This is a genomic window from Tengunoibacter tsumagoiensis, from assembly GCF_003967535.1.
GTDB lineage: Bacteria > Chloroflexota > Ktedonobacteria > Ktedonobacterales > Ktedonobacteraceae > Tengunoibacter > Tengunoibacter tsumagoiensis.
Window position 1 is genome coordinate 584,988 of the sequence record NZ_BIFR01000002.1, and the last position, 24,192, is coordinate 609,179.

Consider the following 24,192-nt stretch of genomic DNA (forward strand, 5'->3'; position numbering starts at 1 on the left):
AGAGTGAGCATGAGTGCTTCAATGTCTGGAGAAACCGCTTCCCATCTGGTATACTCCTCTTGAGAGTTGGTAATAATTGTCGCTCTCGGCGTAAAGTGGCCGCCAAAAACGGCATATCCTCGGTGATGGTTGCAGATTGTACCTACGTTTTGTGCTACAAGTACGACAAAAGACGAAAACGTTTATCCTCATGGTGGTACGTTTCGAAACATCGACGAGGAAGATCCTGAAAAGTGGTGCATCCTGTATGAACGGGGAGAACATATGGAACCAATCATTGCGCAAGCACGTGTGCGCGACGCTGAAGCGATTCTGAAACTTCAGTACCTCTGCTATCAAACGGAAGCTGCTCTCTACGAGGATTACACCATAGCACCATTAACGCAATGTCTCACTGATCTCCTCTCTGAGTATGATACCCACACTATCCTGGTTGCTCGACTTGGAGAAGAAATTGTGGGTTCGGTACGGGGACAACTTCGTGAGGATGTCTGTCATATTGGACGCCTCATTGTTCACCCTCGGCTCCAGGGTCGTGGTCTTGGAACAAAGCTTCTGGACGCAATGGAAGAACGCTTTGGTAGCGCAACCCGCTATGAACTCTTCACAGGCTCTCGGAGCGAGAGGAATCTGTATTTGTATCGGAAGCTTGGGTACGTATCCCTCCGGGAAGAAACAGTCTCGCCGCAGTTGCGCCTCGTCTTTCTTGAAAAACAAGGAGTCTCCAATCCATCAAAGAATTCATTCTTGTGATTGCGCTGACTGTAGGGAAAAAAACTGTGGCCAACGTCCCTCCCATCCATCAGGCCTCATTCTGCTACTCACTCCATCCTCTCGGCTCGTGAGCCTGAATTGACAGCAGATCACAAAACACGTCGATAAGCAACATCCTGTCTGACGATGTGAAATCCCAACTCCTGATACATTGCCAACGTCTCCTGCGCATCGCCCCAGGATTCGATCTCGATAGTTACTGGACGACGAGGTAACAGCGCATGAACGCCATAGAGCAGCAAGGCGCGATAAAGAGCTGTTGAACGGTACTTAGGAATGACACCGGGGGCGTCAGCGTAACCTATAGGCTGATCACTGATTCTGACGCCCTCAGACGCCGATACGTTTATCAGACCGCGCGTGATACCTGCAAGCTCGCCATCAGGAGCGAAGAGATAATAAATCTGCTCAGGGGGAATAGTTGCAAACCAACCAGCCACATCTTCAAGGGTGCCCTGCTTATGTGACCATTGCCCCTCATAGCTGCGATTATTCGCCTCAAGAAAGACGTTGATATCATTGATCTCCGCATGGGTGCGAATAGAGAAACCTGGAGGAAAGACCGGTTCAGGAAATCCGTGATCGGCTGGGATACTCAAGTGTGTAAAAGCAGAGATTGGTTGAAATCCATGTCTGAGTACAAACGCAGTCGCCTCTTGGTGCTCCTGATTGGCAGTACAGTCCACATCTTGGCACTTCGATTCGCGTGCTCTCTGTATTAAGCGTTCTACCAATGCGCTTCCAATCCCGAGCTTGCGCCATTGAGGATGGACGCCGATGTAGAGAACTGGATGAGGATCATGCCCCCATTGGAAGAAAGAGCCATAGCCAACTAAGGTGACAGGATCATGTGCAGTCACCACCCAGATATCACGCGCCGGATCTTGCCCATACAACTCGCTGGCTTGCGACACGACTTCCTTGCTCACCACCTCAAATCCCGCATCCTCCCCATTCTCCTGTATCGTCTTGAGCAGTTCAACAACCAGCGGCAGGTCATGTTCTTTGTCGAGATTACAAAACGTCAGGTTACTTAAGGTCTGAGACATAGAGGCTTCCCTTTCGTGAAAGGTTTTTTCTGTAATTCAGCGATATATACGTCCTCAGATCAGCTATAGCATGCGTAGCATTGACTCAGAATAGATGGCTGGACAAGCAGTAGTAGCGTGGAGCCTTGCTTTTTCGAGTATACTCGGCTGCATGACAAATAGCAAGATTTTCTCAAAAAAAACGTTTTTCCTGATAACTTTTCTTCATTCGGCTCTAAAGGCTTCATTGGCTCTCAGAAATAAAGAAGGGAGTTGGTAAAAATGCTAATCAGAAGTCGCAATCCATATGATCGGTCAACCAATGGCCCTTACATAATACTTAGAGAAGATTTCTCGTATAAGATATCTCCCCCTTGTAGTGAAGCAATGAGCCTCTTTTCTGGTTTCCGTGTATCATTACTATCTTTACGCTGCCTTACTAAGGACACCTAGAATATGAAAATACACTGAAGTGTACATGAATAATTATATTTATACTTATTATCACTACCAATGTGTAGAATAGCACTTTATTTAGTCATCCCTAAAAAAAGAGGAGAAGTATCGCTATGAAACGATCCCCTTTTATTTTTGTCGCCACTCTGGCTCTGGCCCTGGCAATGGCTATCAACCTTGGCAGTTTTACTGGACCGGCAAGTGCAAGCCCGGGTAGTGAGGTTCTGCACTCGATCAGTAGCATGAAGGTGAAAAAAGCCTGTAGCAAGAATTGTGCTGGTGGTAATAACCTTAGCTATCATGGTGGTAAAGGTGGAGTAGGCGTTGAAACTGGAGCAGACAAGGTCTATCTGATCTATTGGGGATCCCAATGGAATAACAATGATCCTTCTGGAGAGGCCTCCATCCAGCAGAAATTCTTCAATGGCGTCGGTGGCTCAAGCTGGAACAACTCTGTAACCCAATACTGTGAAGGTGTTGCCAGTGGCACCATTACCTGTGGATCTTCAGGAACGCATGCGACAAACCCCAGTGGTGTGCTTGCCGGAGTCTGGTATGATAACGCCTCTGCTGCCCCTTCCAGACCCAGCCAGTCAAACCTCGCCAGCGAAGCGGTGAAGGCCGCAGCACACTTCGGGAATACAACCGCCTCGTCAAATACAACGGTTCAGTATGTAATCAATACTTCCACAGGTCACAGTTCGAGCGGTTTTGGGACCCAATACTGCGCCTGGCACAGTTCGACGAGTTCGAGCTATGGCAATATCGCCTATACTAACATGCCTTATATTACTGATGCAGGTGCGAGTTGTGGGGCTAACTTCGTAAACTCTGGTAGTGCGGGCCTGACCGATGGCATCACCATTGTTGGTGGTCACGAGTTTGCTGAGACCGAGACCGATATCTTCCCCAGTACTGGATGGGTTGACGGCAGTGGGAGCGAGAATGGCGACAAATGCGCCTGGATTAGTTCCGGTCAGGGTGCATCCACCAATATCAGTCTGAGTACTGGGACCTTCCCTGTCCAATCTCTCTGGAGCAACGCGTTCAATAATAATACTGGCGGCTGCGTTATCTCCTATCCATAAATCTCCTCTGAAAACTCTGTTTTCATGAATATCTACTGAGAGTTACGCAAGTTCCTCGGAGGGATCGCCAATTCTGGCGATCCTTCTTTTTTTATAGGCTATGACACGGGAACCGCCGCAAGCCGCCGTCCCTTGAGGGCGTGCAGAGTGTTACAAATGTCATGTGTCCTCTCATGATAAATGCCATCTGCAACTTATGATTGCCTTCACTACCCTGATAACCCCTCCTGCCCGTATACTTTGTTCAGATAAGGATGAGATGCATCCACTGATCAATAAAATATCTTTATAGATATTTATGGTCTTGATAGATAAAAAAATCTCCCCTTTATCAAAAGAGAAATATCTACTTATTAATTCGCTATTGCGACAATGTATTGTCATGTTTGAGATACACAAAAAAGCAGGAGGAAAAGAGCTATGGATAACACTATTGAGCAAACAAACCAGTCAATGGGAGAGGCAGAACAGAAGATTGTGATGGATATCAAGAATATTACCAGAACGCTTCCTCTGGGCCGAGAGCGTATTGAAATTCTGAAGGATATTAGTTTTCAGATTATGAGTGGAGAATTTATTGCAATCGTAGGGCCATCGGGTTCTGGTAAAAGCACCTTACTTGGAATTATTGCCGGCCTGGATAATCCCACTACGGGCCAGGTATTTATCGATGGCGTTGATGTGACACGGCTGTCTGAAAATAAACTGGCGCAGGTCCGCAATCGCAAGATTGGGATGGTTTTTCAGGCCTTTAATCTGATTCCAACGCTCACCGCACAAGAAAATGTGGAGGTTCCATTATATGTTGGCAAACATAAAGGCTCTCCCTCAGTTCGTGCAAAAGAATTATTGACCCTGGTTGGACTGTCGCATCGGCTCCATCATCGACCTGGCCAGCTTTCTGGTGGTGAGCAGCAACGCGTAGCCATTGCACGCGCGTTGGCAACTGATCCCGCTCTGGTCATTGCCGATGAACCAACGGGCAATCTGGATGCCCGTAATGGAAGCAATGTGCTCAAACTTATCAGCGACCTGCGCGAGCAGACTGGCAAGACCTTTATTATTGCAACCCATGATCCGGCTGTTGCCTCGCATGCTGATCGTGCAGTGCGGATTGTTGATGGACGTATAGCAGAACTGGATCACACTCATGGAGTGATTACTCAATAGCTTTGTGCAGAAAGAGGCAACAAACATGAAAGCATCGATGTACTTCAACTACGCATTGCGAGCGCTGCTGCGAGGTCGGCAGCATACCTTATTGGCAGTGTTTTGTATTACCGTTGGTGTTATGGCAGTGGTGGCTCTGCAACTTGTTGGTTTTATGCTCCAAAACTCGCTCAGCACCAATGCACGCGAGGCCAATGATGGTGATATCACGGTCATCGCACAGGGGGCACCACTCAAGGCCAGCGACCTGACATTTTTCACCAACCTCAAGCAAGAGGATACAATTACCGCTGAGACTGCTATTCTCAGTGCAAGCGGCACGCTACAGAATGGGGGCTCTGCAACCCATGCCTTTTCCATTGAGGCGGTTGATCCACACACATTTCCGTTATTGTCGCAGCCAACGTTTGCGACTCCTGGTAATGGGAGTATTGCACAACTTCTAACGAACAAACAGGTGATTGTCACACAACAATTTCTCACGACCTATCACAAACATGTGGGAGATAGTTTCGCCGTCTATGTCAGAACCCCAACTGGTTCAGGTGTGACCCTTACGGCCAGCATTGCCGGAGTGATTGAGAATACAGGCGCGTTTGCCCAATCAGGGAATCTGCTCCTCATCTCCGCACATGATTACCTGGAAGTAGTCCCCGCAGTCCTTGCAAACTACACACTTATAAATATTGCCACTGCCGATCAGGCGCATACTGATAAGACCGTGAAAGAGATCATGACGCGTTTTCCATTGGTGACAACCCTGACTGCAACCGATGTCCTTAAAGGACAACAATCCTCGATCGATCTGATTAACAAATTCCTGGAGATTGCAGGTCTGGTCTCGCTCCTGATTGGAGGCGTGGGAGTCATTAATACCATGCAAGTTGTGCTCTCGCGTCGCAAAACAGAGATAGCGATGCTCAAGACGGTTGGATATCATCGGAGCGACCTCTTTCTCCTCTTTGGTCTGGAAGCGGGTCTCCTTGGACTTATTGGTGGCATCCTGGGAGCCTCCGCTGCCATAGGCGTAAGTTATCTCATTCGCATCTTGCTTGAGAACCTTGGTTCGAATATCCCCTTTGCCCTGAACCTGAACCTGATTCTGGGTGGGGTCGGGGTTGGTACTGTCACTGCGCTCATCTTCGGCCTGCTGCCTATCGTTCAGGCTGCAAATATTCGACCATTGCACGTGTTACGAGAGCTTGAGAACAAGAGTCTGAGTAGTCGTCTCCTGACCTTTCTTCTCCTTGTCCTCTTCTCAATGCTCTTCTGTTTCCTCGCAATCGTCATATTGAACGGCAATGTACTGCTTGGCATTATCGTCACCTACGGCACATTCACCTTCCTTTTGATCTTGAGCCTTATCTTCGGGCTTATTGTATGCGCTGTGAGCAAGTTACCGGTGCCTGAAACACTCCATATCAAGCATGTGTTGTTGATCCTCCCAGGAATCGTCATCTCAGTCCTGGTCTATCGGGTGCTTCCAGTGTTTGGCCTCTTCTTGCTGGCTCTCTCGCTGATGGGAATTGTCATCGTGTTTGTGCCACGTCAGTGGAAGCTCACTATCAAAATGGCCTTGCGGAACATTGGGCGGCAACGCATTCGTACGACGGCAACACTGATGGCGCTGTTTATTGGAGTCTTTGGAATTGGCATAGACATTGGGTTTGGTCAGGATCTGGGACGACAGATTACTGACGGACTGAATCAGAACTCTCCCTACAATCTGGTTGTAACCACAAGTGGTCAGGAGGAGAGCAACGCGTTACGAACTCATCTGCATATCATTCCGGGCCTGACCGACAGCCGTGAAGACCCGTTTGCTGCATCGCTGCCGATTGCGATTAATGGTCGCCCTTCCCAGCAAGAGCTGCCAGCCGGGGACACAGGCCAGCAGGATCTGAACCTGTTGGGAGGAATTGAGGGCTATGATCTGACCAGAACGCTGCCCGCACAGACAATAACGGAAGGACGCAACCTCACTAAGAGTGACGCAACAACGAACAACGTCCTTGTCAGCCAGGTTATGACGAGTAAAGGGTGGGCAGGAATGACGCTCAAGCCTGGCGATAGCGTCACATTGTCCAGTCGTGATGGGAAGGTACAGAAGACGGTACTGATTGTAGGAATCATCTCTGTCCCCACCAGTTTTGAGACATTGGGCGAGGTACTGGGTTCGAGCTCGCTGGTAAATGCACTGAACGCAACGCAGAGCGAGAACACGACGGTCTTTTACATGAAAGTTCCCCCATCGCAATTTGATCAAGCGGTGAGCACATTGGCGCGGATTGCCCCGAATGCTTCGGTGCAAAATCTCAGCGATGCAGGGACCTCTTTCCTGCAACGTGTGACCAGCTTCCTGGATGTGATCATCGCCATCGCATCACTCTCACTGCTTGCCGCAGTCGTCATCATTGCCAACTCTGTTGCCCTGGCAATGCTGGAGCGCAGACGCGAACTGGGTATTCTCAAATCAGTTGGGTATACCAGCCAGACCATTTTGAGTCAGGTCTTGATCGAAAATGGCATCACGGGAGGCGTGGGAGCCTTTATTGCAACGCTATTAGCAGCGGGTAGTGTGACGATTGGGAGTAAAGGTTTCTTCAACAATAGTCTGACGCTGACCATGCAGCCAGTTGTGGTTGTGAGTATGATTATTGTGCCTGTACTCCTTGCACTTGTGACTGCTGTTCTGGTGGCCTGGAATGCAGTTCGTGTACGCCCACTGATCGTTCTCAAATATGAGTAGAGGAGACGGCCATTCCAGAGGCACTATTCAGCCTCTGGAATGGCCTTGAGTAAAGCTTACTGGAGAAATACTTTATTTCAATGTAGAATACCATAGAAAAGAATTTTGTGACGTATGAAATTTTTCATTTATATATCTTTGCATACTCTTGCAGTTGATGAGAAGGACAAGAATCTCATGAGAAAGAAGTACCAACAAGTGATAGTAACCTCCTTCAAAGCTAATGGACCCCTTCCGTATATGCTGGGAATCCTTGCGATTGTCTGGATTCCTTTTGGTCTGTCTGATGGGATCAAAGATCTGTTCTCATTTCATTTTACGTCGTTACATGACGTCGTTATAGCCATTGGAGCCTTACTCTTCGTTGGCCTCTATCTTTGGGGGAGCTATGAAAACGTCCGGTACCTTATTACGACAACGCCACCGCTCAAACGTGCAGACACCTCTGTCTGGTTGTTGATCGCGGTCCTTATAGCATTGAGCATGATGCTCGTCTATCTGAACGAAAAAGATTGGGGATCGTGTTTTATCTTCGTCTGTGCCTACTCATCAACGCGCCTCTCTACGGTCCAGACAGTCTGGATTACGGGAGGCATTATGCTCTATGCGCTCATAGGCGCTGTTGTCCATGCCGTAAGCTGGTCTGAGCTTGGATCGGCACTTTTTTTGGTTGGAATTGTAAGCTTTATTGTAGTTGCGATGGTTCGCTCATACAGGACGGGCCAGGAATTGCGTCTGGCTCGAGAAGAGATTGCCCATCTGGCTGTCACCACAGAACGCTTGCGTATTGCCCGCGATCTTCATGATCTGCTCGGTCACAATCTTTCGCTCATTGCCCTGAAAAGTGAACTGGCTGGCCGTCTCCTGAGAAAAAACGTTGAGCTGGCCAGCGTCGAGATCTCCGATATTGAGCAAGTAGCGCGAAGAATGCTACAAGAAGTACGCGAAGCTGTTGGAAGTTATCGCCAGCCAACGCTGGTCAGTGAGCTGTATAGCGCGCAAGAGATCCTGAATGCGGCTGGTATTGGGTATACCTATGAAGGTGACGAACAGATCCTGAATGATCTGCCTCAAGCGGTTGAGTCTGTATTTGCCTGGACGGTGCGTGAAGGTGTGACAAATATCATTCGTCATAGCCGTAGCCGCCAGTGCATTATCCGAATCATGCGTAGCGGTCAGAGCGGTTCTGTCGAAATTATTGATGATGGTACTGGTATGACAGGCCAGGAGCATCGTCCTGGTAATGGCTTACGTGGCCTGACTGAACGGGTAGAAGCACTGGCTGGTCAATTAAGCGCCGGGCCAGCGCTTCAAGGTGGTTTTTGTCTCGCCGTCTCATTTCCACTTACCCAGCAATCGGAAAAGCCTGGCAGTGCCAGTTATATCTCCAACAACGCTCGTTGCAGTGCCACCTGCTAGCACCAATGAAAAAGAAAGTGAATGATGATGATTCGTATTCTACTGGCTGAAGATCAGGCTATGGTGCGTGGAGCGCTTGCTGCATTATTGACGTTGGAAGGAGACATGGAGATTGTGGCGCAAGTGGGGCGAGGAGATGAAGTTGTTGTCGTAGCGAACGCTACAAAGCCAGATGTGGCCCTTCTGGATATTGAGATGCCAGGATGTGATGGTCTTACCGCCGCGGCTGCGCTCCATGCACAGTTGCCCACCTGCCGCATCCTGATTCTGACCACTTTTGGGCGTCCCGGCTATCTTCGTCAGGCGATGGAGAACGGAGTCGTTGGTTTTCTGCTCAAAGATGCGCCAGCCGCGCAACTGGCGACCGCTATCCGACGAACTATGGTTGGTGAACGCGTGGTTGATCCCACATTGGCCATGGCTGCCTTGAGCGAGGGGAATAATCCATTAACGGAGCGAGAGCGTACTGTCCTGGCCGCTGCCGCCCATGGAGCCAGCCTCAATGAGATTGCCTCTTCGCTTTCTCTATCTGAAGGCACCGTTCGCAACTACCTCTCTGTCGCCATCCAAAAGCTGAGGGCCCACAATCGTATTGAAGCCGCTCGTATTGCCGAACAGAAAGGGTGGCTCTAATTGGCTGGCAACCGCCCGGCAGATCAACGATGAGTAGATGCTGTTTGAACTGGCTGAGAACTGCTGGATCTGTGAAATGTATAGTTAAATATAGTTAAGCATACGTTGGCGACACCACCAGCGATACCCGTCTGAAATCAGACCGGACCGCTGGTGGCGAGGCTTCAACATAGGCCTATCTTCATACCCGTGAATTGGCGACCCGTCGGATCGAAGTTAGGGGAGACGTGGGAATTTCGAGAAATCTGGCGCTCGTTTTTCCAGATAGGCATTCTTGCCCTCTTTGCCCTCCTCGGTCATATAATAGAGCATGGTGGCATTTCCGGCCAGATCCTGGATGCCTGCCAGGCCATCAGTATCGGCATTGAAGGCAGACTTGAGGAAGCGCAAGGCAATCGGGCTCTTCTCCAGAATCTCTTTTGCCCACTGGACTGTTTCTTTTTCCAACTGGTCCAGGGGCACAACCGTATTGACCAGCCCCATATCCAGCGCTTCTTGAGCATTATATTGTCGGCAGAGATACCAGATCTCACGCGCCTTTTTGTGACCAACCAGGCGTGCCATATACGTTGCTCCCCAGCCTGCATCGAAGCTACCAACGCGAGGGCCCGTCTGTCCAAAGCGTGCGTTATCGGCAGCGACCGTTAAATCACAGAGCATATGGAGAACATGTCCTCCGCCGATAGCGTAGCCAGCTACCATTGCAATAACCGGTTTTGGTAAATATTTAATGATCTTTTGCAGATCCAGGACGTTGAGGCGAGGCATCCCATCTCCACCAACATACCCGCCATTGCCGCGAACACGCTGATCTCCGCCTGAGCAGAAGGCCTTCTCCCCTTTTCCCGTAAAAATGATCACGCCCACTTCAGGATCTTCACGGCACAGGTTGAATGCGTCGATCAATTCGCTAACGGTTTCTGGCCGAAAAGCATTACGCACCTCTGGACGATTGATCGTAATTTTTGCAATGTTATCAGCCTTCTCAAAAAGAATGTCCGTATACTCTTTAACTGTCTGCCAATCGAGTGCAGGTTGAATAGGATTATTCTCTGAATCGGTGGTAATCTGCTGTACCATAGGTTGTCTCCTTCTCTGTTCACTGTGCTAGCTCAAAGCCGTGTCGGGCATTGAGACGGCACAGTGATAATAATCATAAGCAATCTATACGTCATGCAACGCCTGCTCGGTGATTTTCCAGAGTTGGCGATGCATCAGTACATTACTTTCACGCTCGGTGCGCAGCTCGATGATGGTCATCCCCTCATGCTGTAAAGCCATCTGTAGTTGTGACTGGAATTGTTCCCACGTCTGGGCCTGATGGACTGGCCATCCATAGAGCCGACCACTCTGCTGATAATCCAGGCCAAGCGGCGTCCCAAAGAGTCGATCGAAGTGGTCCGGGTGAGCGGCTTGCGGCAGAAAAGAGAAGATACCTCCACCATCATTATTAATTAAGATAATAGTCAGGCGCAGTTGATGGAGATGAGATGCAAGCAAGCCATTCAGATCATGAAAAAATGACAGGTCGCCAATTACAAGGACAACTGGTTCATAGTGTTCTGCTACAGCACTGATGCCTAAAGCAGTAGAGATCAGACCATCAATGCCATTGGCCCCTCTATTCCCCATAAGACGAACATACCCATTTCGCCGCCAGAAGAAGGTATCCAGGTCGCGTATCGGCATACTATTGCCCACCATAAGCGTCGCCCCCGTTGGAAGCATGGCCGCCAATTCAATAAAAACTCGGCCCTCGAAAGGAGTGGCGAAATCCTGTATCATCGTCTGAAGTGTTTGTTGTGTAATCTGGTCCCTCTGTTGCCAGGACGTTAGCCAGTCCTGACTTTTTCCAGGCACTCCTGGATGCGACAGCTCCTTAAGAGAGGCCAGCAGACACTGACAGAACAGTATCTGATCGGCGTAGATGAGCTCAGAAGCGAGCTGCGTTGGCTCCTCCCATCCATTCTGTCCATCAATGACCAGTTGAGGACAATGGCCCTGTTGTTGAAGATAGAGCACAAGGGGCTTGGAGGTAGGCATCGCGCCAAAGCGAATGATAAATTCTGGCTCTGGTAGATTATGTTTAATGCGTAAGAACGCATCGTAGCTTGTGATAACCAGCTCATTATCGAAACCGCGTAGTTGCGATAGTGGATCAGCAAGGACAGGGCAGCAGAGATGCCGGGCAAGTTGGGGCAAAACACCAGCCAGTTCTGGATCATGTTGAGGACCAACGATAATAAGGCCACGTGTAGCCGCGTGTAGCCGTTGTGCCAGTTCTGTGACCACATGAACCGGTGGTGGCGCAAAGCGTGCATTACTGACAGCGACATAGGGGCTGCTCTCTGTCCTGCCATACCAGGCTGTTGTCTGACGCTGCTCGACTGGTGGAAGTGGACTGTCCGCACTGGGCTCGGGGACCAGTGGCTCGCGCAAAGGGAAGTTCAGATGAACAGGTCCTGCTGGAATCGCCAGTGAGGAAGAAACAGCGCGATTAGCCATTGTGCGAATATAGCGCAGCATGGCATCGGTTGCTTCAGGCAGTGGTAGATCCACGAACCACTTGACATGTGTCCCAAACAGGCGAATCTGATCGATACTCTGAGGAGCACCACATTCGTGTAGCTCATGTGGTCGATCAGCAGTAAGCACCAGTAAGGGAATACGTGAGAGCCTGGCCTCAACAAGAGCAGGTAAAAAATTGGCAGCAGCCGTACCAGAAGTGCAGACCAGTGCCACTGGTGTCGAAGATCGCTTCGCCATGCCCAGACCGAAAAAGGCTGCTGAGCGCTCATCGACATGTGTCCATAACCGGATCTCTGGTTGGGCAGCAAAAGCCAGCGCCAGCGGAGTCGAGCGCGAGCCTGGGCAGACAACAACATGGCGCACACCAGCGCGATACAATTCTTCTATAAAAGCTGCCACATAGGCGTACGTCGGATTGGCTGGTTGCCTGATATGTTCAGATGGCATATTCATGTATGATCAGTTCTCCCATCCTAATCCATGCAGCATCACTTTGAGCTTCAGACATGACTCGACATACTCGCTCTCAGGATCTGAAGCTGCAACGATACCACATCCAGCAAATAAGGTTGCATCGCGCTCACCGATTAAGCCCGATCGTAAAGCGACTGCAAACTCGCCCCCGCCCCCTGCATCGATCCAACCAATCGGGCTGGCGTACCATCCACGATCGAGAGCCTCTTGTTCTCGAATGGCTTGCAGACTGGTCTGGCGTGGGAGCCCGCCCACAGCAGGCGTGGGGTGAAGGTGAGCAATCACTTCCAGAATGCTATAGCCAGCCAGGAGTTCGCCCATGATCGGAGTCATGAGGTGCTGAACATTCTTGAGCTTAATCAGTTGGCGCTGATCGCCTGAGCGGACCTGACGGCAAAACTGAAGCAGAGTCTCTTGCAGCATAGCCACAACGCTATGGTGTTCTCCTTGATTCTTAGCGCTGGCAAGGAGCTCAGCACCAATCTGCTCATCCTCCAGTTCATTGGTTCCGCGTGGGGCAGTCCCGGCCAGCGCCATCGTAGAGAGCTGGCCCTCGTGAATGCGTACCAGACATTCTGGAGTAGCGCCAGTGAAGCAGCGTCCTCCACGCTGAATAGCAAAAATATAAGAGCCGGGATTACTCCGTGTGAGCCTGGTAAGAATCTGGCTCACATCAAGGCTGGCCTGTATCTGGGGATTGAGCGTTACTTGCACCCCGCGTGCCAGCACAACTTTTTGATAGAGACCTGCCTGGATCTGCCGCACAATGTTTCCCACAAGCTCTCTCCACTCGTTGGCGGGACGCAGATCGTGGATAGCCATACACTGGCTGAAATTAATCATTGACTTCCGTGTCGAATGACTGTCTAAGGCGGCCTGGAATCGTTCGAGAAGAGCCTGTGTCTGTGTTAGATGGAGCTCAATGTCATCGTCTGGTCCCACGAGTATATTTATAGCGACCATTGTCTGTCCAGCCTCTTGCAAGAACAACATCTGAGGCAAAATAAGCAAGCCATGGGGAAAACCTTCCCAGAGAGGCGTCGTTGGCTGGAGCACATCAAAGCTAAATCCACCATAAAAGAGAGGGAAGCGTACTTGCGTATCTGATGGTGCTCCACTAATGACCGCATGTTCTACCAGCGTCTGCCAGCCTGTCGCCGTCTCAGTAAAACGTGTAGCCCCCCAGGTTTCAATCTGCGCAGCAGAGCCACAACCGATAAAGGCCGTTTGCGTTGATGGTTGGGTCCAGAAAAAACAATCTCCCGGTATGCATTGCTGAAGACAGGGAAACAGATTGATGGGCTGGAAGTATTCAACGGGCTTGACAAGGCAGGCGACAATGTTTCGCTGATAGTGCAATGCCCTGCTGGAAGCTTCTTGAAGCGAAACACGTAGTTGCTCCTGATCGAATGAGACACTGCGCAGGGGAGGAGTACCCATGCTTTCTCTATTGGCGACAACCATAAATTTCACCCACGCCTCCTGAATGTTCTTTAACTATTCATTCTTATCTACTATTATTTGTGCCACTCCATATTTGCCACGCGTTGCATTTCTTGCTGTGCACAAATAACGAAAAAAAGCACCTGCACCAGATTTCTGCCCATACATCAGCACCCCGGAACGGTAGATAGAAGCTGCAAACCAGGTAAGCCCCAGAAGGGCAGCCAGCATAAAGAGACTACTGAGGGCGATCTCCCACCAGGGAAGAGGAACAGCAGCTTCGCGCACGAGCATCATCATAGGCGTAAAAAATGGAACATATGATAGTGGCACTATCCAGTTAGCATCAGGAGTAAATGTGGCGTAGAAGCTGACCAGATAGCTAGCCATAATGAAAAATGACAGAGGCCTGGCCGTACTGGCCACTTCTGCCTGGCTACTTACCAGAGCGCCAGCAGCGGCATAGAGTGCTGCATACAGCAGAAAGCCCAGCACAAAATACAGGACGAGCAGACCAAGCATGTTAAATGAAAGCGCAGTCATTTCAGGCAGCGTGCTATTCGCCTCAATGTGGAGAGCCCTTTGCAATGGAGGCTGTATAAGTAGCGTCACACTGCCAGCGACGTAGATCAGGCTCATCTGTGAGACACCGACCAGGCCAACTCCAATGATTTTACCGAGCAGGAGCTGGAATGGCGTCGTCGCATTGATCAAGATCTCTATAATGCGCGAGCATTTTTCTTCGCCAACACCTGCGGCAACCATATTGCAATATTGCTGAATGAACAGGAACAGAAGCACCGTAGTGAGCATCGTTACAATAATGGCGGAATCATTTTCCAGAGGGCTCCAGGTATTTTGCTCCAGAAGTGAGCTGGTCGCTTCAAAGACAGGCGGAGTAAATAGTGAATCTGTTTGTGCTGGTTCAACACCAATCTGGCTCAACTTATCCTGAATATGGAGCTGCGCTGCCACTGTCTGCACCTGAGACAGATCCATATTATGTGTGAGAGACTTATTGGTATAGTAAATAAATTGTAGATCTCCAGACGTGTTGCGAGCGATCTGTAGCAGAATTGAAAGTTCATTGTCGCGTACTTGTTGACGAAATATATCAATCTCTGTGGCGGAAGCCATACGGAGTGCGAAGTGCGCTTTTTGAGAGGATTTCGCGATGACCTGCTGGGAACTATCATCTCCAACGTTCAGATTAGCATTGAGAAAAGAAAGAAGCGTGTGCCCATCAAAATTGCCGATCTTGCCAGCTGTATTGATAATGACAATCTGCGTCTGTGTTCTGGCAGTGATGGTCGTGAGAATAGTAGGAATAAATGCAGTGATAATGACCACCAGTACCAGCAGAAACGTGATCATCTGAAAATTGTGCTGTTGTACCTGCGCCAGATATTCACGCTTAATAATCAGAGGAAGGGTAAACCGAATTTTCCGCTTTGTTCCGGCAGGAAACGGGCTATTGTGGGCGACATGATTAGATAGCGGCATCGTTAGCTATCCCTCTTTTCCGATTGTGACATCCGCCAGAAGATTGTCTGGCTGAGAGATGCCTGCAACCTTCTCAATGAAGATATCGTGAAGCGATGGCTCTGCCAGTTCAAAACGTGTGATCTGACCACCTCTGTTCAGTGCTTCTTCTAGAATCTCATCCGGATGAATATGAGCTGGCAGAACCATTTCAACATAGTCCTGGCGACGTTTCGTTATCTGTATGCCTGACATCTTGTCCAGCCAATAGATCTCCCGGTCATGTTCTTGCGCCAGACGCAACACTTTGCGGCCAGTGCTGCGCTTTACGTGTTGAATCTCGCCAGAGATAATGCTGCATCCCTGATTGATGATCATTACGTGCTGGCAGAGCTCCTCCACTTGCTGCATCTGGTGCGTAGAAAAGATAATAGTTTTCCCTCTTTGATGCAATTCCAGGAATGCGCTCTTAAGCAGATCTATATTCACTGGATCCAGTCCACTGAACGGCTCATCCATAATAAGCACATCGGGATCATGCAGGATAGTTGCCAGAAACTGTACTTTTTGTTGATTGCCCTTTGACATCTCGCGCACTTGCCGCTTGCGATAAGCCGAAATCTGAAGATACTGGAGCCAGTGATCGATCTCTTGCAGAACTTTTCGTTTTGGTATGCCATAGAGCTGTGTCAGGAACAGCAACTGATCCTCAACCGTCATTTTGGGATAGAGGCCGCGTTCTTCGGGAAGATAGCCCCAGAACTGGCGGTCGAGAATCTGCACAGACTGACCATTCCAGGTGATTTCTCCTGTATCGGGTCGAATCAGGTCGAGAATCATGCGCATCGTTGTTGTTTTACCGGCTCCGTTGGGTCCGAGAAAACCGAAGATGCTCCCCTGCTCAACCTCCATCGAGAGGTCGCGTACTACAAGGTTCCCCATATAGGATTTATTGACATTCCTGATCGAAAGACCCATGGTTCCCTCCTTGTCGTAGACCTCCCCTGGTATGCACGCCTATCCCGTTCTTCAACCTGATGTATGCATAGATCTGGTGGTATTTGTAGAATGCGAACTTAAAAGCAGCTCCCATCTGAGGATGCTGCTTCCATTTACCGGGTACTGAGACTGTCAGAGATGGGATGTAGGAACATCACAGAGCGGTGCAGCCTGAGCAGGTATAGACCCTGCTTTAAAGCGCAGCCCGCTTCATGGGCACTATATTTCCTGTTTAGCCGTTTGTTGGAGTGCCGCTTCTTCCATCTTTTTGCGCAGACTCAAGGGGCGCATATCAGTCCATACCTCTTTGACAAAGGCCAGGCACTCTTCTTTTTTGCCGGTTTTGCCAGCGTCTTTCCAGCCGAGAGGATTTTCCAGATAGGTCGGCCAGATCGAGTACTGTTCCTCGTGATTAACCACGACTCTGTAAATAGTTGTGTCTTCTTGTTCGTCAGAGCCCATAGCTTCCTCCTGGGGAGATAATCTAGTATGCAGCCGTCATGTAGCTGCTTCCACTACTCTCTAGGAGAAAATATACCCTCATGAAATAGAAGGTACAATGGATAAGGGATGTACTTTTGAGGGGCATTTCTACGCTTAGCAAAGTATTTCACCTGATGTACCAGTTTTTTCTTAGAGTGTGTCCTAAAACCAGTAAGTGGCCGATAGAAAAAAGAAAGGAGTCAAACAAGCGATCAGAAAGGATCACAGCCAATGGAAAGAAGCATCACGCGAAAGCCGTACGCCACCGATCTGACGGATGCCCAATGGGAGTTGCTGGCTCCCTTCATCCCAGATGTCTCGCCCAATGCGACCCAAGAGACCATTCCCAGGCGCGAGATCGTCAACGGCATCCTCTACGTGTTGCGAACAGGCTGTTCGTGGAGACTGACACCCCACGATTTGCCCAACGGCAAGACGCTGCACCATTATTTGCGTCAGTGGAAACACAGCGGGGTTTGGGAGACCGCCATGACCAGCTTACGCAAACAAACCCGTCAGGCCATTGGCCGAGAAGAGGAACCCAGTGCGGTCATCATCGACAGCCAATCGATCAAAACCAGTCCCGTCCGAGGCATCGAGCGTGGGTTCGATGCGGGAAAAAAAAATCTGGGGTCGTAAACGACATCTTCTCGTTGACACGCAAGGCTTCGTTCTGGCGGTCAAAGTGCATACCGCGGGCTTGACCGACCGCAAGAGCGCTCCTCTGCTGTTGGCCGGGCAAAAAGAATACTTCCCACGAGTTTCGTATCTGTTCGCTGATCGGGGATACACTGGGCCGCTTCTTGATTGGATCAAAGAGCACCTTGGCTGGGAACCGGAGATTGTCCCTCATGAACACAACGACTCCCAGAGCGATTGGGTGCTCGTCAATGGGGAACCGGTCAAGATTGCCAAACCAAAAGGCGGTTTTCAGGTTCAACGAAAACGATGGGTTGTTGAACGCACCTTTGCCTGGCTCACGCGGTTTCGTCGCTTGGCGCGCGATTATGAGGGTCTCCCTTCGAGCAGTGAGGCTCTTATCCAGATCGCTGCGATCCGTCTCTTTTTGACGCGTTTGGCTCCTTTCTAGGCCTTTGCGTTTATCTTAAGACACACTCTTAACAGTTCTAATACGAATATTCCCTGTGCTCTCTTCCCATGTTCTCCCTCTCAAACTTGCCCTGTTCCTTATTCTATGTCTGTTCCTCATCCGCTGGAGAGAAGAAGGCCTGGCTGCGCCAGAAAATGCGCAACCAGACCTTTCTTGCCTGCTCTTCTGCCGTGTCAGGCCTGTGGTAGATCGAGAATAGAAAAGAGACCGAAGCGATAGGCGGCTAAGAGTGCATCATGTTCGCTATGCACCCCCAGTTGTTCATAAATATGTTGGCGATGCTTGCCTACCGTGGTGGGTGAAATACTGAGCTTCCTGGCAATGCTTTGTTGGCTGTGACCCAGGCACATTAAAGTTAACACTTCACGTTCCCGTTTGGTCAATGAGACAAAAAGAGGTGTACTGAGATGTTGGCATTGTCCTTGCAAAAAAATAGATTGTTCAAAGGCATGCAAGAGCCAGCCACATATCTGAGCAAGCAGTTGGGCAATGGTAAAAGGAATGGATGGAAGGGTCAGCTGTTCAGGATCAGGGGCAATACACAGGGTCCCGTAGACTACTTCACCAAACTGTACGGAAAAACTGAAGAGTGTTCTACCAGTAGGGGACGCGGTCAACTGGTTTCCCTCACGATCTCGCAATGTGAGTTGAGCTTTCCCTTGTGTAATGTTTGTGACTTCCCTGCACAGTTGCTCTGCTACTTTTGTTGTTTGCCCAACAATTGTCTGACTGGCCCAGAGTAGACGAAGAACATATTGAATGCTATCAATGTGGCCTGCTTCGTATGCACTACTGGTGGGCTTCGTATGATACTGAGAAGCAGCTACAGCTACCTGCGTATGCTGTGGTCTCAGTTGCTGGGTAGACGACATCCAGGATCCTCCTAAAAATAGGTGTCAGGAACTGACATTTGATCAGCCGTACAAGATAATATGATCAATGCCAATTAATAAACTGAATGATTGAAGACCTGCATGTATGCCCTCGAGAGAGGTCTATACAATCGGATCTTGTGTACAGATAAGAACAATAGTACATAAATAAGTGCTAATTAAACAGATCATTAGTAATCAATTGAGTAGTCATTTACTATCATTAAGCGGAGTGAGACTAGTCACATTGCTATAAAGGATAGTATTCAAGATTTTTGGAGAGAGCATTTCTGTGAGGCATGAGAGACAGAAGCTCAATTTTTAGGAAGTGTTATAAACGGTCTTAACCCACTACTATCTTCTATGCCAGAGTTCAGTCTATGCATAGATCACGGACCTTCGTCCTGATGAGACTGCATGGTAATGCTATGGGCGAAATTGACCAACAACCTGTTTGAGCACAATCTGATTTTTACCATCAATGCTCTCAATATCCAGTAGGACAAAGGCCTTGTTAATCGGATCACCCTGATTATTAAAAGCGATCAGCCCACTGATGCCCTGAACTGGTGGGACCTGTCCTTTGCCTAAGGAAACGAGCTTCCGATAGAGGATCTCGCCTGTGATGGTTGGTTGTTGCGCCAGTATGATGGCCTGACTGATAACCTGTAGCGCATCATAGGTTAAGATGGCATGGCTTCCAGGTTGAGGAATACTGATCGTATCAACAGAGATATCTTTAAAGGTATTAAACCAATCGGAGAAAAAAGGTGGCTGCTGCGTTTTTGGAACATGTTCAAACGTCCACTCGTCTCGATGGGCAAATGCAGAAAAGATGAGTCGACGCATATCATCTGGAAACTGTGCGGCGATTGAGGCATCTGTGCCTCCTCCATAACCCAGGATTAAGTTTGTCGCTACTGCATCGCCTCCCATGATTTTCAAGTTTGCCAGGAATGTGTTTCCCGGGTCAGCTCGCGAGGCATTTCCCAGTGCATGAGCCAGGCGTACAGCATCGACATCAAAACCGGCTATAAAGATAAGATTAACATTCTTCCTCTGTGCTTCTTGTATAACGCTCTTTTGATAGGTATCGACTGTAGTTACGCCTATACTAAAATTGTCGGTGGTATCATAAAGAATACTTGCCTTTTGGGAGGTGACCCTCTCACTGAAGGCCTGGGCGAGAGAGACACTGTAAGGATCGGTAGGATCTTGCATCAACAGGATTGTATGGGCATGAAACTGATTAACAGCGACATCGCCCAATGTCTGGCCTTGCTGATCATCAGTTGGGTTCACGCGAAAGAAATAAGGGCTGCCACTAAGCGTGGTACTGGATGCCGATTGTGAAATCATAGGGATATGCATTCCTGTGATGATATCAAGGGCATTTGTGGTTTGCGAACTAAATGGCCATCCAACCACTGCAATAATATGGTCGGGATTATTGTTTCTTACACGATTGGCGATGAGTTGTGCCGCAGTTGCGACAAAGGCGTTATCCGCACCAGAATTATCGATAAGAATACGCAAATGTAGTTTGTGTGGAAGCAAGCCTTCGGTATTGATCTCACGTTGTGCCAGAAAAGCGGCCTGCATAATAGAGCGGGCACGAAGAAGATAGGTTGGTTCGCTGGCAATCGCCAGTCCCAGTACGACAGTGACATAGGGGGCACCGCTTTGCCGAACATGAAGATTCTCGTTATAGATCTGAAGCTCTCCATCACTTGCATCGGTACTGATCGCTTGAGTCATATAATTAACGGCACAGCTGGTGTTGCCTTGGCGCAGGCAGGAAGCTGCAAGATCTTTCAGGTTCCCATCCATGCGACCTGCGTAGGTATCGAAAATAAAGTTGCCATCGCTCAGGCCAATGCCTTTTTCTTGAAAAAGCTGAGCTTCCAGCCTGGTCTCTTCAGCCAGACTGTTGGTGATCGTACCCTGTATTGTCTGACTTTTACCCAATCCGAGGAGTGGATAGAGGAGCATTGTGAGAATGCTGCTGAGCGCAATAATGCTTATAATGATGAAAATGCCCGACTTCTTCCTCGCAAAATGCCAGTTTCGTCGGGCAAATAGTTGTATAGGATTGATAGGTTGATGTGATGATTGATGCTGTGCTGGTGGGATGTATCCTGGGGGATGGTTGCTTTTCTTCTTCGCAGGGGCCTGGTTAAGGGGGCCTGACTTCTGTTCTGATAAGCTGAGAAGCTGATGTTGCGGATATCCTTTTTGCGTGAAATGCTCTCGTAGGACCACCTGTGTCAGGGGGTGGATGGTAAGCGTCTTCTCTAGAGGGTCACGCCGAACGAGGAAATAGCGGCGTAGCTCTGCTATCGCAGCATCAAGCATTAAAGGATCACTGACATGGGCAAGCTTCTCGGTAATAGTCTCTTCGGAAAGAACATTGGAATCGCAGAAAGCACAGATAGACAACAGATCTGTTGCAACTGCATTCGCTTTCTCGACTTTCTCGACAATCTGTAGCAGGGTAGAGGTAACCGATGCTGGATGGCTAGCAACCACCTTTCCGCGTCGATGGAGCAGAGTAGCGCCTTGAGTTCGATAGAGAGAAAGATAGCTGGACAGGCTACAGCCAGTCTCCTCAACATAGGCTCCTGCCTGATCGAGCGCCAGAGGAAGGCCACCCATAGCCTCCATAATGTGTCTGGCATGGGTGCGTAAAAGCTCGGGCGCATCCTGAAGAAAACTTTCGGGATCAATATATCTTGCACGACGAAGAAGTAAGAGCGCCCCTTCTTCTGGATTCATTTCTTCAATATCCAGATGTGGAATAATCATCCCAATGATCTGGATACGGGTTGTAATGAGGATATGATTGCTGTATGTATTGGCAAGGATGGGCTCGATGATCCCCATCTCTTCGACATTATCGAGAAGCAGAAGCCAGTTAGTAGAGGATTGTAGCCAGTTTTTTATCTTGGCAATCGGATCGGTCTGAGGCTGCTCATTCTCTTCAGTGTGAGGCAACAGGCTGGCGATCGCAGCGACGCTAGTCGTGAGCGTTTCATGTGTACTTGCATCAATCCATAGTACAGCCTGGTATTTTTGTCGATAACGATAGGCGTATTCTAAAGCTATCTGTGTCTTCCCAATACCGCCCAGGCCACTAAGAATACAGGTTGCATTATGTGGAGAACGAAGGAGAGGATGAATAGCGCGTAAAATATCTTCACGGCCAGTAAAGAGGAGATTACGAGGAAAAGGAACGTGCCAGATAGGCGGAAACGATAATGGTACAGGCGTTACCTGCTCACCAGGAACGCTAGATTCTGTAAAGAATTCGTCGCTTTTTTCTGTATGTAGAGTGGTGGCTGTTAAGCCCAGCTCTTCTTCGCTTTTCTCAAAAACGGCACAGATTTGATAGCGAAAATAGGCATTGGGAAAGGTAATGCCGCGCTCCCAGCGGCTAACGCTGATTGTCGTAGTGCCAACTTTCTCTGCGACTTCTTTTTGTGACCATTGACGTTGCAATCGTTCACAGATCAACAGCTTATTAGGAATCGCCTGTGACGCTTTTTTCATGTACCACATAACCCCTGGAATTATTTTTCACAGGCTTTTTTCCAGCACTGCATGGTTCTTCCTTTGATTACTTTAGCAGCTGCCTATAAAAACAGGGCAAGATCAATTCCCCTTTTGAGAATAATTTGATCTTTTTGTTGTTTTTCGAACATTTCTTGACTGTGCTTGCCCATTTATGCGAACCTATGATATGTTACATGTGGGGAACGATATAAGAGTAACTGAGTTGTTTCAAAATGTCAATGCTGCGTTCAGCCCTTTAGCAAAAATGCTATTCTCTGTCTCTCATTATAGACGCTAATGGTCATGTTTGGTAATGTTAACTCTGCCCTATAATTTCGTAAAATAGGGAGAGAAATAGACAGAAGTGTATAGGACTAAAGGGGATCAAGAGAAGTTCGAAAGTCGACTGAGAATTGACTGGGCAGAATGGATTGCAAAAACGCAGCTTGTTAGGGAAAGGAAAACTGAGATGAAAGAACAAAATGAGTATCATCACGATGATAAGCCCATCAATAATAAAGGGGTAATTAATGTCCGCAAGTTGGCGGCTCTAGATATTGTCTTTCATGGCATGAAGATGATTATGGTCGAGTTTCTTGCAGCTGTGCTTGTATGCGCTGGCCTTGCTGTCTTGTTGCTCTTTTTTATCTCCAGCCATACGCTGTCAAATACTCTGTTGGGTCTTTATTTCCTGGGCGTAGCTCTGAATTACCTTCCTCTGTTATCTTATGCACTTCTTATTAGAACACGAGATCAGGCGGCAAATGTTGCAGAAAGAGAGTTAAAGGATGTTGATCACTATGGCCGCAGGTATTCTTTACAATCGATACTGCTTATCCTGATCCCGTACGCTTTAGCTCTCCTGGCTCTCTCCCAATTGGCGGCTCGTCGCTCTCACTCATAGCATCAAAGCACTGAGCAGCAGAGAGTATGCTTCGATATCCAGTTCGCTCTCTACTGTACCTATCAACTTCTCTACCACTACTTAGAAAATGGTAGAAATACTCCACAGAAATACTCTTCACCTTCATTGTGCCAGTTGATCGTCTGAAGTACAGTTCTCTTATGCGATATCTTTCAGATGGAAGAAGAGAGATATCGCGAGAGTAAGTACCTGGACGGTCATGTTTTTTCTTCTCGTCACATGCAAAGACAGGTACTGCATTACTCCTCTCGTTGTTGGATCATATCAGATAAAGGATGCGCCGTGAGACAGTACTATAAGGCATATTATTTGAAGGATCTCCGTCAATTTAGCGGGTGGAAGGCTGCAAGTGCCGAGGGAGAGGCAGAACTTGCGGAGGACACAATTTGCTATCTAGGAGATGATTTCCACGTGGTACAGAGCCCTGTACAGGATAAAGAGCCACTCTTCAGCACTGTTACCCAGGAATGGCAAGAGTTTTGCCACACTACATTGAAATTTGAGATTCCTGAGGATCTGCGTACCATTGAAGCACAGAGCGCCGGTGCGACCAGTGCCGCGGCGGTCTAACATCGGCGTCCAAACTCACTCATAAGTAAGACGTACTTCAAGCTTTCACTTCGAACAGTAGCCGAGAAAAGGGAAATAGTGATGAATGATCTTGTGCAACGCCTTTCTGAGCGCGAGCAGCAAGTAGTTGTGGGTGGACCACAGGCAACTTTGCCAGAGTTTCAAAAACGCGTAACAGAGATGGGCTATGTCTTCATCAAGTTTACCGAGACACGCGGAGGCACCGATCTGGGCGTGCGTGTTGATAAGAGTGCCACCGATGTGAGCAAGGCCAATTTTGAACTGGGAACGGGCAGTGTACATGTTGAGGGAACACTCACTTTGAATTATGTCCGTGTACGCTGTGTTGCCGATATCGATCTGGCATCTTTACAGGGTACTGGTCGCTTGCTTGTTCTGGAGGAGGTTCATCCCTAGCCTGTGCCCTTTGTGGCT

General features: G+C 48.9%; 19 protein-coding genes. 10 read left to right on the forward strand and 9 right to left on the reverse strand.

Annotation, left to right across the window (positions count from 1 at the left end; all coding sequences use genetic code 11):
• The first annotated feature begins 264 nt into the window (after window positions 1-264).
• A complete protein-coding gene (locus EL628_RS23140; protein ID WP_126582383.1) occupies window positions 265-753 on the forward strand; it encodes a GNAT family N-acetyltransferase in 489 nt (162 codons plus the stop codon).
• A gap of 110 nt (window positions 754-863) precedes the next feature.
• On the opposite strand, the gene EL628_RS23145 is transcribed toward EL628_RS23140, so the two are convergent.
• The gene (locus tag EL628_RS23145; RefSeq protein ID WP_126582384.1) at window positions 864-1,823 is read right to left on the reverse strand and encodes a GNAT family N-acetyltransferase; all 960 of its coding nucleotides are present in this window, start codon (window positions 1,821-1,823) and stop codon (window positions 864-866) included.
• Window positions 1,824-2,371: 548 nt separating this feature from the next.
• On the opposite strand from EL628_RS23145, the gene EL628_RS23150 reads away from it, so the two are divergent.
• From EL628_RS23150 to EL628_RS23170, 5 genes are all read left to right on the forward strand, one after another.
• The gene (locus tag EL628_RS23150; RefSeq protein WP_126582385.1) at window positions 2,372-3,346 is read left to right on the forward strand and encodes a hypothetical protein; all 975 of its coding nucleotides are present in this window, start codon (window positions 2,372-2,374) and stop codon (window positions 3,344-3,346) included.
• Window positions 3,347-3,766: 420 nt separating this feature from the next.
• On the forward strand, window positions 3,767-4,516 hold the full coding sequence (locus EL628_RS23155; protein ID WP_126582386.1) for an ABC transporter ATP-binding protein: 750 nt from the start codon (window positions 3,767-3,769) through the stop codon (window positions 4,514-4,516).
• A 25-nt stretch (window positions 4,517-4,541) separates the two neighbouring features.
• Window positions 4,542-7,265: an ABC transporter permease gene (locus tag EL628_RS23160; protein ID WP_126582387.1), complete on the forward strand. Its 2,724-nt coding sequence runs from the start codon at window positions 4,542-4,544 to the stop codon at window positions 7,263-7,265.
• A 177-nt stretch (window positions 7,266-7,442) separates the two neighbouring features.
• Window positions 7,443-8,684: a sensor histidine kinase gene (locus tag EL628_RS23165; protein WP_161975700.1), complete on the forward strand. Its 1,242-nt coding sequence runs from the start codon at window positions 7,443-7,445 to the stop codon at window positions 8,682-8,684.
• 27 nt (window positions 8,685-8,711) lie between these two features.
• Window positions 8,712-9,317, forward strand: a complete 606-nt coding sequence (locus EL628_RS23170) for a response regulator transcription factor (protein ID WP_126583589.1) — start codon at window positions 8,712-8,714, stop codon at window positions 9,315-9,317.
• A 216-nt stretch (window positions 9,318-9,533) separates the two neighbouring features.
• Here EL628_RS23170 and menB read toward each other — a convergent pair whose 3' ends face one another.
• The 6 genes from menB to EL628_RS23200 form a co-directional block, all read right to left on the reverse strand.
• Window positions 9,534-10,397 carry a 1,4-dihydroxy-2-naphthoyl-CoA synthase gene (gene menB / locus EL628_RS23175; RefSeq protein WP_126582389.1) on the reverse strand — a complete coding sequence of 288 codons (864 nt, stop codon included), beginning with the start codon at window positions 10,395-10,397 and terminating at the stop codon, window positions 9,534-9,536.
• An 84-nt stretch (window positions 10,398-10,481) separates the two neighbouring features.
• The gene (gene menD, locus EL628_RS23180; protein ID WP_245994387.1) at window positions 10,482-12,299 is read right to left on the reverse strand and encodes a 2-succinyl-5-enolpyruvyl-6-hydroxy-3-cyclohexene-1-carboxylic-acid synthase; all 1,818 of its coding nucleotides are present in this window, start codon (window positions 12,297-12,299) and stop codon (window positions 10,482-10,484) included.
• A gap of 6 nt (window positions 12,300-12,305) precedes the next feature.
• Window positions 12,306-13,784: an isochorismate synthase gene (locus EL628_RS23185; protein WP_245994544.1), complete on the reverse strand. Its 1,479-nt coding sequence runs from the start codon at window positions 13,782-13,784 to the stop codon at window positions 12,306-12,308.
• A gap of 33 nt (window positions 13,785-13,817) precedes the next feature.
• Window positions 13,818-15,266, reverse strand: coding sequence for an ABC transporter permease (locus EL628_RS23190; RefSeq protein ID WP_126582391.1), 1,449 nt, complete (start codon window positions 15,264-15,266; stop codon window positions 13,818-13,820).
• Window positions 15,267-15,272: 6 nt separating this feature from the next.
• Window positions 15,273-16,223: an ABC transporter ATP-binding protein gene (locus EL628_RS23195; protein WP_126582392.1), complete on the reverse strand. Its 951-nt coding sequence runs from the start codon at window positions 16,221-16,223 to the stop codon at window positions 15,273-15,275.
• A gap of 240 nt (window positions 16,224-16,463) precedes the next feature.
• Window positions 16,464-16,706, reverse strand: coding sequence for an MbtH family protein (locus tag EL628_RS23200; protein WP_126582393.1), 243 nt, complete (start codon window positions 16,704-16,706; stop codon window positions 16,464-16,466).
• Between the two features lie 252 nt (window positions 16,707-16,958).
• Here EL628_RS23200 and EL628_RS31065 point away from each other — a divergent pair.
• Window positions 16,959-17,817 (forward strand): IS5 family transposase gene (locus tag EL628_RS31065; protein WP_371859653.1). Its coding sequence is split into 2 segments (ribosomal slippage): window positions 16,959-17,345 and window positions 17,347-17,817, totalling 858 coding nucleotides; the frame shifts between segments, so codons are not numbered across the junction.
• Window positions 17,818-18,011: 194 nt separating this feature from the next.
• Here EL628_RS31065 and EL628_RS23210 read toward each other — a convergent pair.
• Together EL628_RS23210 and EL628_RS23215 are read right to left on the reverse strand one after the other, a co-directional pair.
• A complete protein-coding gene (locus EL628_RS23210) occupies window positions 18,012-18,710 on the reverse strand; it encodes a response regulator transcription factor (RefSeq protein ID WP_126582394.1) in 699 nt (232 codons plus the stop codon).
• A gap of 426 nt (window positions 18,711-19,136) precedes the next feature.
• Window positions 19,137-22,259, reverse strand: a complete 3,123-nt coding sequence (locus tag EL628_RS23215) for an ABC transporter substrate-binding protein (protein WP_161975701.1) — start codon at window positions 22,257-22,259, stop codon at window positions 19,137-19,139.
• 472 nt (window positions 22,260-22,731) lie between these two features.
• Between EL628_RS23215 and EL628_RS23220 the strand changes: the two genes are divergently transcribed.
• The 3 genes from EL628_RS23220 (at window position 22,732) to EL628_RS23230 (ending at window position 24,174) form a co-directional block, all read left to right on the forward strand.
• Entirely contained in the window at window positions 22,732-23,166 is a 435-nt protein-coding gene (locus EL628_RS23220; protein ID WP_126582396.1) for a hypothetical protein, read from the forward strand.
• 303 nt (window positions 23,167-23,469) lie between these two features.
• Window positions 23,470-23,757 (forward strand): hypothetical protein, encoded by a 288-nt coding sequence (locus EL628_RS23225; RefSeq protein WP_126582397.1) that lies wholly within the window; start codon window positions 23,470-23,472, stop codon window positions 23,755-23,757.
• A gap of 81 nt (window positions 23,758-23,838) precedes the next feature.
• Entirely contained in the window at window positions 23,839-24,174 is a 336-nt protein-coding gene (locus EL628_RS23230; protein ID WP_126582398.1) for an MbtH domain protein, read from the forward strand.
• Window positions 24,175-24,192 lie beyond the last annotated feature (18 nt).

Excerpts from the sequence above, each read along its gene's own strand:
- EL628_RS23215 (WP_161975701.1), bottom strand. The coding sequence starts at position 22,259 with ATGAAAAAAGCGTCACAGGCGATTCCTAATAAGCTGTTGATCTGTGAA.
- EL628_RS23170 (WP_126583589.1), top strand. The coding sequence starts at position 8,712 with ATGATTCGTATTCTACTGGCTGAAGATCAGGCTATGGTGCGTGGAGCG.
- EL628_RS23220 (WP_126582396.1), top strand. The coding sequence starts at position 22,732 with ATGAAAGAACAAAATGAGTATCATCACGATGATAAGCCCATCAATAAT.
- EL628_RS23210 (WP_126582394.1), bottom strand. The coding sequence starts at position 18,710 with ATGTCGTCTACCCAGCAACTGAGACCACAGCATACGCAGGTAGCTGTA.
- EL628_RS23190 (WP_126582391.1), bottom strand. The coding sequence starts at position 15,266 with ATGCCGCTATCTAATCATGTCGCCCACAATAGCCCGTTTCCTGCCGGA.
- EL628_RS23145 (WP_126582384.1), bottom strand. The coding sequence starts at position 1,823 with ATGTCTCAGACCTTAAGTAACCTGACGTTTTGTAATCTCGACAAAGAA.
- EL628_RS23200 (WP_126582393.1), bottom strand. The coding sequence starts at position 16,706 with ATGGGCTCTGACGAACAAGAAGACACAACTATTTACAGAGTCGTGGTT.
- EL628_RS23230 (WP_126582398.1), top strand. The coding sequence starts at position 23,839 with ATGAATGATCTTGTGCAACGCCTTTCTGAGCGCGAGCAGCAAGTAGTT.
- menD (WP_245994387.1), bottom strand. The coding sequence starts at position 12,299 with ATGAATATGCCATCTGAACATATCAGGCAACCAGCCAATCCGACGTAC.
- EL628_RS23195 (WP_126582392.1), bottom strand. The coding sequence starts at position 16,223 with ATGGGTCTTTCGATCAGGAATGTCAATAAATCCTATATGGGGAACCTT.
- menB (WP_126582389.1), bottom strand. The coding sequence starts at position 10,397 with ATGGTACAGCAGATTACCACCGATTCAGAGAATAATCCTATTCAACCT.
- EL628_RS23160 (WP_126582387.1), top strand. The coding sequence starts at position 4,542 with ATGAAAGCATCGATGTACTTCAACTACGCATTGCGAGCGCTGCTGCGA.
- EL628_RS23165 (WP_161975700.1), top strand. The coding sequence starts at position 7,443 with ATGAGAAAGAAGTACCAACAAGTGATAGTAACCTCCTTCAAAGCTAAT.
- EL628_RS23150 (WP_126582385.1), top strand. The coding sequence starts at position 2,372 with ATGAAACGATCCCCTTTTATTTTTGTCGCCACTCTGGCTCTGGCCCTG.
- EL628_RS23140 (WP_126582383.1), top strand. The coding sequence starts at position 265 with ATGGAACCAATCATTGCGCAAGCACGTGTGCGCGACGCTGAAGCGATT.
- EL628_RS23185 (WP_245994544.1), bottom strand. The coding sequence starts at position 13,784 with ATGGTTGTCGCCAATAGAGAAAGCATGGGTACTCCTCCCCTGCGCAGT.
- EL628_RS23155 (WP_126582386.1), top strand. The coding sequence starts at position 3,767 with ATGGATAACACTATTGAGCAAACAAACCAGTCAATGGGAGAGGCAGAA.